Origin of the sequence: Piscirickettsia litoralis, assembly GCF_001720395.1 — a bacterium.
Classification (GTDB): domain Bacteria; phylum Pseudomonadota; class Gammaproteobacteria; order Piscirickettsiales; family Piscirickettsiaceae; genus Piscirickettsia; species Piscirickettsia litoralis.
In genome coordinates, this window is the sequence record NZ_MDTU01000002.1 from 225,760 (window position 1) to 231,817 (window position 6,058).

The window sequence follows — 6,058 nt, forward strand, 5'->3', positions numbered from 1 at the left end:
GGTGCCATCAAAGTATAAGTATTTCAGTTTATCTTTCTTACGATTGAAAAAAGATAAAAACGGCACCATCAAGCACATTAAGATTAAATCGAGACTCAATCTCCCAAGCTAAACCATCAATCGATTTACGCATATCACAGTATGTCGTTGCCAGATAAATCTTAGTGGATGACGGCAATCTCATTGAACATGGCTAGCCACATTGAGTACCTTGAGTAAAATATGCTCATCAAAATCGGGAGAGAGAATCAATTCATGCTGACCACACAGTTTAAGTAATAACCCTGTGGGCCTTGTTTTGACCTCCGCAAAGCCAAGGCTGTCATTTTTTCTGTTTGCGCTGAACAGCCGCATAATAGCTAAATTGTGTATGCTTTAGGCCATTCGATTGGCAAAACTCTTTAAGGGTTTGACCTGACTCACGCCATTGCTCAACTAAACTCAACCATTCGGCGCGTGATTTCTTGATATTCGCTATTTCTTCCATACTGACCTCCAAGCGAAAAAACCAGCATGGCATGGGTGATTATGAATTAGAAGGTGTATTTCTCTGAGCGCTTACGAATATAATGCATGCGTGCTTTTCCTTTAGAGTTAACGAGTGGCTCCATTGGCAACCAGTGTAAAGTAGGTTTAAAATACAGTGGAAGATTTCAAAGGTGGATTATAATTACAATTGCAACCTTCAGCCCCCTTAGCCAGTCATATAATATAAGCAGCCGCCGGATTATCAAGTAACTCAATCGGACGGATATAACGTTCTAGTGCAGCGGAGCTATGTTGACTCACTTGTCTTAATTTTTCTTCCGGTGCGCCATTTAGTTTAGCTTGTGTTAAAAACCCAGCTCTAAAACTATGGGGTCTATAGCCAGTCAACCCCGAGAGTTCCAGATACTTATTAAGAATGTGGTCAACCGCAGAGTGGGATAATGCTGTATTTTGTAGGCAGTTCCCTTTTCTAATCGCTCTAAATATTGGCCCACTTTTTAGATGATTCCGTTGAACCCAATACTGCATCAGCGATGTTGGACAGTATGGATACGTTGGCTGTAAAATCATCGGCACTTGCAATAACTTCTCACCGGTTTGATTGACCTTATTACGCCCCAAATTAAGTAACACGCCCTTACCACTCACCCACTCTAAATCCTCAATCCTTGCGGCCACCACCTCAGACTTTCTAAAAGCGCCAAACCATAGCCAAGAAAGCAGCGTTACATCACGCAAACCTGTTAATGTGCTTTTATCAATAACCGATAACAAGGTTTCAAACTCTTTTTTAAGTAAGGGTTTTGCTTGCTTCGGTGTGTAGTGATCATTTCGTTTTATCGCAAAAAGTACCGCCTTTACCTGCATGGAGTCACTAAAGCTTTTAAAGCCTGCTTTAAGATGCCTTGAGTTGATTGCTGCCAATGATTTTTGAATGGTCGTGCGCTTACGCACTTTTTCTTTATATAGGTGGTGCAAAAAAAGTGCAACAGCACCTTCATCGGCAGGTAATGGTGTTAACCCTAGTTTGTAGCAATAATTTTCAAAATCTTGCCAAGATTTAGCATAGGTTGCTTCTGTACTTTTTGTTGTTTGATTACTGCCAACAAATTCTTGAAGCTCTTTAAGTGATTGCAATACTTCTGAAGAGGTCTCTTTTTTAACTAATTCATTCATGCCACGACCACATTATGATTTATTTCTTATTTTTAGACCCTTTCGGCCGGCCCGCTTTCTTCACTGTCGCAGCTTTCTTTGTTACCGTTTTCTTAGCAACTGCCTTCTTCACTGTTCTTTTCACCGTCGGTTTTTTAGTCACCGCTTTCTTAATGACTGTTTTTTAGTGGTTTTCTTGGCCGCCGCCTTTTTAGCCGGTTTATCTTCGCTTAAAAGGTCATTGAGCTTTTTCCAAGTAACTTTCTTTTTATTTAAAGTCAGCCCACTATTACTCACTTCTAAAGTGCCAAATTTTTTGCTGCCATCTTTCAGCTCAAAAATCATACCTTTTGTTTTTACGTCTAAATTGCCTAAATTAAGCGTTACTTTCATAAAATATCCTTGTTGGTTTTAAAATATCAACCCTAAGTATAAGTGATTGTGGTACATAGCAAAAGTTTCACTTGTTTTTTGAGTTTGAAAACAGTTTTCTGAGTAACTGTTTATTGGCCTTAATTAAGGCTTTCATGGATAGATCTTTATTTTTCAAGTCCTTTAGGCTTAACTTGATTTCCTCATTTATCTCTTTTATCTCTTTTAAGTAGTTATTTTCCAATGTTTTCTCTGTCAGCGCCGCCGTGTTCAATCGCAAATCATCTTCTAGTTTAAATTGTTTTTGTTTAAGTTCTCTGTATTTTTCCTGAAAATCATCACGTTCAATGCGTGTGGCATCATATTTATTCATCCACATTGCCGTGTCTTTTTCATAAGAATCGTTGGCATCTTCTAATCGTTTTTCGAGTTGCTTGATGTTTGATTCAAGTAAGACGATATTATCAATATATTTTTCATCTAAAGCAGCACTAATTGTTGTCATCAGTTGAGACTGACGCTGCTTTTCCATGGCTAGATCATTTTCAAGCTGAATCATGTCAGCTTCTTTTTGGTTTTGCTTTTCTATGAGCGCATGCATCTGAGCTTCAGCTTGTGTTCGTTTTTGTTCTAAGACTCTAAGCTGATTCACATACTCTTCAATAGCCCGGTTTTTTCCAGCATCCATTTGGCGTAAATGCTCGATTTCTTTTTTCATTAACTCCCGTTCTGAATGGACTTGCTCTTGTTGCTTTTCAAGTTCAGCAAAGCGGACTTGATACTCTTCTTCTAAACCGTGTTGGCGTTCTAAAAATTCAGCTTCAAGTTGCTGTTCACGACCTTTCAGTGCGGACTCTAACCCTGCAGCAATCTGAGTGATTGCACCGGAAGAAGCAATCACTTGCGATTGATCATTTTCAGTGAGAATACGTTCAATCGGCTGGCTTTGATTGACTTGGAGTATGCCTTCACTATTAAACCAACGCACCATTTCACCAATACGACGCGCGGAACCCTTGCCATTTAACTCATCTTTTAAGCGTTGATTAGTGACACGTTCACCGCGTTGATGAATAGCAAAACAAGCTTGCTGTAAGGTGGTATCATCAATCCGTACATTACCATGTCGATTTTTTTTCAACTGTGATCATACTTCCACCTCTTCGTTAAAAGTATCTAGAGCACCTTGCATACTTTGAATTAAATCGCCGGGTAAGTCACAACGATAAAGTTGTTGAATGAGCATTTTAAAATCGCCACATTGTGTTTCAAAATCATAGTTGCAGGGGTATTTTTGATTGGCCAGTAACTCAAATCGAGGGCCATATTGATTAATATTGACTTCGACCAAATAAAACTGTTTTGTTTTCAGTGAAATAGTTTTTTGATTTTTTAAGTGCAGTAAAATACTGTCCGGCCAAACTGGTTTTAGATCAAAGGGACTTTCTTCTTTAACCATTAAATTAAATGGGGCTATAAAGTGTAAAACTTGTTGCTCTATCAAATAGAGGCGCTCACTGGACAGTAATTGAAGTTCATTCAACACCCTAAATAATCGAATAAAACTTTCCAGGCATTTTTTGGCTTAGATTAAGATCATGGTGGTCGAACACTAGGCTCGCCACCACATAACCACAGGGTGTTCCTAATTCAAATTGCAGCTCATAATAGCTTGCCTTTGGATGCAAGCGATCCTCTGTTGATAATATCGAATGCGAGTCACCAACCTGCTGCATCTGTACTATATCGAGTTGAACATCACGAAGACTATAGCATTGCAAATATGTGGTTCGCTCTTCGTTCTCTAGACTAATCCATTCTCTATTCATAAAGGGCAGCTCCTCATCTTCATCATACAAATTCAAGCTAAATTGCATCAAACTCTTAAGCCTGCTTCTTGAATTAATTGCCAAAGTGAGGATTTACGCTTGTGCTCCTCTTTCAACTTCGCATGATAATCAGCTTGTGAAGCAACATCCCCCCACTCTTTGACCTCTTCAGCAAATTTCATCGCTTGCTTTAAGTCATTTACAGCATATTTGTAATACTTGGATTGAGATTTAACAAGAACACCATCAACAAGAATACGACGACATAAAACGGCTTCTAAAAAACACTCATGTTTGGCCAGTTGATTTGACAACTGGCGTAAGGGTGAATAATACACATTGCGTACTTCACCATCTTCACGCACCCACTCAGCCACTGTGGCCACCTCACCCATTTCGATTAAAAACTCAAAACTCATGGTCAGTGATTGTTCTTTGGCTAAACGAATCGCATTTTTTTTAGCAGCAGCCACTTCTTTAGCCGTGCAATGCTTTATATAGGCTTGAAAGCTTTTAGCATCGAGGTGTTGCTCAAATTCTTGCCAACGAATCTTTTGTGCTTCTTTGCCTAACCCCTCTAATTCATAGGCTTCGATGAGCAATTTATTAATTTCATGTTGATAGTGAAGCGCTTCATCACAACTGACTAAATAATCGATGGCTTCTTTTGAGCGCCAAGCTTTAATAAGGCGTTTTGCAATTTCAATAATTTGATAAGCATGAAGTTCGGGTGATTCTTGACGTAGCAGATCAATATAATCATCCACCGAGCCACGCAAGTCCGCGATTTCTTGTAATGCAGTTTTTAAACGGCTGTGTCGTCCTATTTCTTTTAATTCAACAATGTCATCACGATCAAGATAAAAAATAATATTCTCTATCGTTTTAGGCTTTTTCCTTTCCTTAGGCGGCTTAACTTTTGAAAGTGTTTCCTTAATTAAACGTTCTAAATGATCAACACCTGCCTTGTTTAAAGCTTGTTTAAACTTAGAAATCGTATTATCGCGCACACCATAATCATTGTCTAATGCGACATCGAAGATTTTTTCGGCGAGTTTTTTCTGGTCTATTTTCTCAACCTGTGCCCAAGTCTTACCCCAACATTCAACCGCATAGCGATAGCAACCGCCTAAATCCCCATTGGAGTCATCAGCACGCTCAAAAACAACATTGTCGGAGGTGATTAGTAACTCTAACACCTCGGCAGCCAGTTCTGGCGCTTGCTCCAGGAGATTCTTATTAACTGCAGCGATAATTTGATCAATCTGGTAAGCCAAGTCTGACGCTTCACGCCACTCTAAAAATTTCTTACCGCGTTTAATGGTATTGATTTCGGCTTTGAGCTTTTTCCGCTAATTTTTTTGGATCGAGACTGACGAGTAATAAGTCCAGCTTCTTTTCAAAAAACTTATCTTCTTCAGCATAAGAGAGTATGCAGTCGTATAATTGTTCTTGTTTAAGTTGAGCCAATTTTTTTGACCAGGTTTCACGATTGAGTTTTGCCATGAGTGTTCCTTAAAGTTTAAATTCTTGGTAGGCAGGTTGAGCACGGACATAACCCCAACCTTTGATCCATTTTAACTGGGTGACCGTGGTTTTACAGCAGTTAGGTGTAACGCAATAGCTCACACGCAATTTACATATCCCCGGTTTTAATTCACCGGCAGACAAGACCGCACAGAGGCTGCGCGGTCCTTGAATAATATCTGGACCTTTGACGGTCATGGCATGGGTGAAGGTTTTACAATCAACGCTTTCCTCCACGGAAACTGAATAGAGTGACAGGGCATGGGTTAAAATGGTCGTGGATTGGATCAAGTCGCCTCGATTATGTTCCACCGCCCAACGGGCGCGCTCGCATACATCTGCTTTGGCCAGAGTGGTGAGTGGCAGGCTCGCCACAATAACCAGGGTGAGAATTTTAAGTTTTGCAGTCTTTCTTGCCATTATTGGTTTATTTTTCAAATATCTTATAATTCGTATTATACGATATATCGCAATAAAACTCTAACAATTCGTAATCTTTTTACTAATTAGAAGAGATACTTCTAAACAGTAAAAAAGACCCCAAGAAGGGGCCTTTAAAATAAAATCTTTTTCTGATGGAAGCTAAAATCGCATGAGGGCTACGTGGAACTGAAATGTGAAACAATTTAGAGGCGAGGGCTGATTTTGCATTTTTACATCTTTTTTGTCATGTAACCCATGAGTTG

11 protein-coding genes are annotated in these 6,058 nt (G+C 39.4%); all 11 read right to left on the minus strand.

Annotated elements, in window-relative coordinates; all coding sequences use genetic code 11:
- Positions 1 to 37: 37 nt before the first annotated feature.
- Entirely contained in the window at positions 38 to 184 is a 147-nt protein-coding gene (tnpB, locus tag BGC07_RS24035) for an IS66 family insertion sequence element accessory protein TnpB (RefSeq protein WP_077217005.1), read from the minus strand.
- Between the two features lie 138 nt (positions 185 to 322).
- Positions 323 to 487: an IS66 family insertion sequence element accessory protein TnpA gene (gene tnpA / locus BGC07_RS20900; RefSeq protein ID WP_158006992.1), complete on the minus strand. Its 165-nt coding sequence runs from the start codon at positions 485 to 487 to the stop codon at positions 323 to 325.
- A 215-nt stretch (positions 488 to 702) separates the two neighbouring features.
- Positions 703 to 1,665 carry a tyrosine-type recombinase/integrase gene (locus tag BGC07_RS16080; protein ID WP_069314078.1) on the minus strand — a complete coding sequence of 321 codons (963 nt, stop codon included), beginning with the start codon at positions 1,663 to 1,665 and terminating at the stop codon, positions 703 to 705.
- Positions 1,666 to 1,684: 19 nt separating this feature from the next.
- On the minus strand, positions 1,685 to 1,807 hold the full coding sequence (locus BGC07_RS23540) for a hypothetical protein (RefSeq protein ID WP_268801726.1): 123 nt from the start codon (positions 1,805 to 1,807) through the stop codon (positions 1,685 to 1,687).
- The gene (locus BGC07_RS16085) at positions 1,804 to 2,037 is read right to left on the minus strand and encodes a hypothetical protein (protein WP_069314079.1); all 234 of its coding nucleotides are present in this window, start codon (positions 2,035 to 2,037) and stop codon (positions 1,804 to 1,806) included. Before BGC07_RS16085 ends, BGC07_RS23540 begins: the two co-directional genes overlap by 4 nt.
- 67 nt (positions 2,038 to 2,104) lie before the next feature.
- The gene (locus BGC07_RS16090; protein ID WP_069314080.1) at positions 2,105 to 3,157 is read right to left on the minus strand and encodes a coiled-coil domain-containing protein; all 1,053 of its coding nucleotides are present in this window, start codon (positions 3,155 to 3,157) and stop codon (positions 2,105 to 2,107) included.
- 6 nt (positions 3,158 to 3,163) lie between these two features.
- Positions 3,164 to 3,559 (minus strand): hypothetical protein, encoded by a 396-nt coding sequence (locus tag BGC07_RS16095; RefSeq protein ID WP_139121793.1) that lies wholly within the window; start codon positions 3,557 to 3,559, stop codon positions 3,164 to 3,166.
- Between the two features lie 4 nt (positions 3,560 to 3,563).
- Entirely contained in the window at positions 3,564 to 3,893 is a 330-nt protein-coding gene (locus BGC07_RS16100; protein ID WP_069314082.1) for a hypothetical protein, read from the minus strand.
- Positions 3,893 to 5,122, minus strand: coding sequence for a DUF6880 family protein (locus BGC07_RS16105; protein WP_069314083.1), 1,230 nt, complete (start codon positions 5,120 to 5,122; stop codon positions 3,893 to 3,895). The genes BGC07_RS16100 and BGC07_RS16105 overlap by 1 nt, the downstream gene beginning before the upstream one ends.
- Before the next feature lie 40 nt (positions 5,123 to 5,162).
- Positions 5,163 to 5,351 carry a hypothetical protein gene (locus BGC07_RS16110; protein ID WP_069314084.1) on the minus strand — a complete coding sequence of 63 codons (189 nt, stop codon included), beginning with the start codon at positions 5,349 to 5,351 and terminating at the stop codon, positions 5,163 to 5,165.
- A 9-nt stretch (positions 5,352 to 5,360) separates the two neighbouring features.
- Positions 5,361 to 5,810 (minus strand): hypothetical protein, encoded by a 450-nt coding sequence (locus BGC07_RS16115; protein ID WP_139121794.1) that lies wholly within the window; start codon positions 5,808 to 5,810, stop codon positions 5,361 to 5,363.
- Between the last annotated feature and the right edge of the window lie 248 nt (positions 5,811 to 6,058).

Excerpts from the sequence above, each read along its gene's own strand:
- tnpB (WP_077217005.1), bottom strand. The coding sequence starts at position 184 with ATGAGATTGCCGTCATCCACTAAGATTTATCTGGCAACGACATACTGT.
- tnpA (WP_158006992.1), bottom strand. The coding sequence starts at position 487 with ATGGAAGAAATAGCGAATATCAAGAAATCACGCGCCGAATGGTTGAGT.
- BGC07_RS16080 (WP_069314078.1), bottom strand. The coding sequence starts at position 1,665 with ATGAATGAATTAGTTAAAAAAGAGACCTCTTCAGAAGTATTGCAATCA.
- BGC07_RS16085 (WP_069314079.1), bottom strand. The coding sequence starts at position 2,037 with ATGAAAGTAACGCTTAATTTAGGCAATTTAGACGTAAAAACAAAAGGT.
- BGC07_RS16100 (WP_069314082.1), bottom strand. The coding sequence starts at position 3,893 with ATGCAATTTAGCTTGAATTTGTATGATGAAGATGAGGAGCTGCCCTTT.
- BGC07_RS16110 (WP_069314084.1), bottom strand. The coding sequence starts at position 5,351 with ATGGCAAAACTCAATCGTGAAACCTGGTCAAAAAAATTGGCTCAACTT.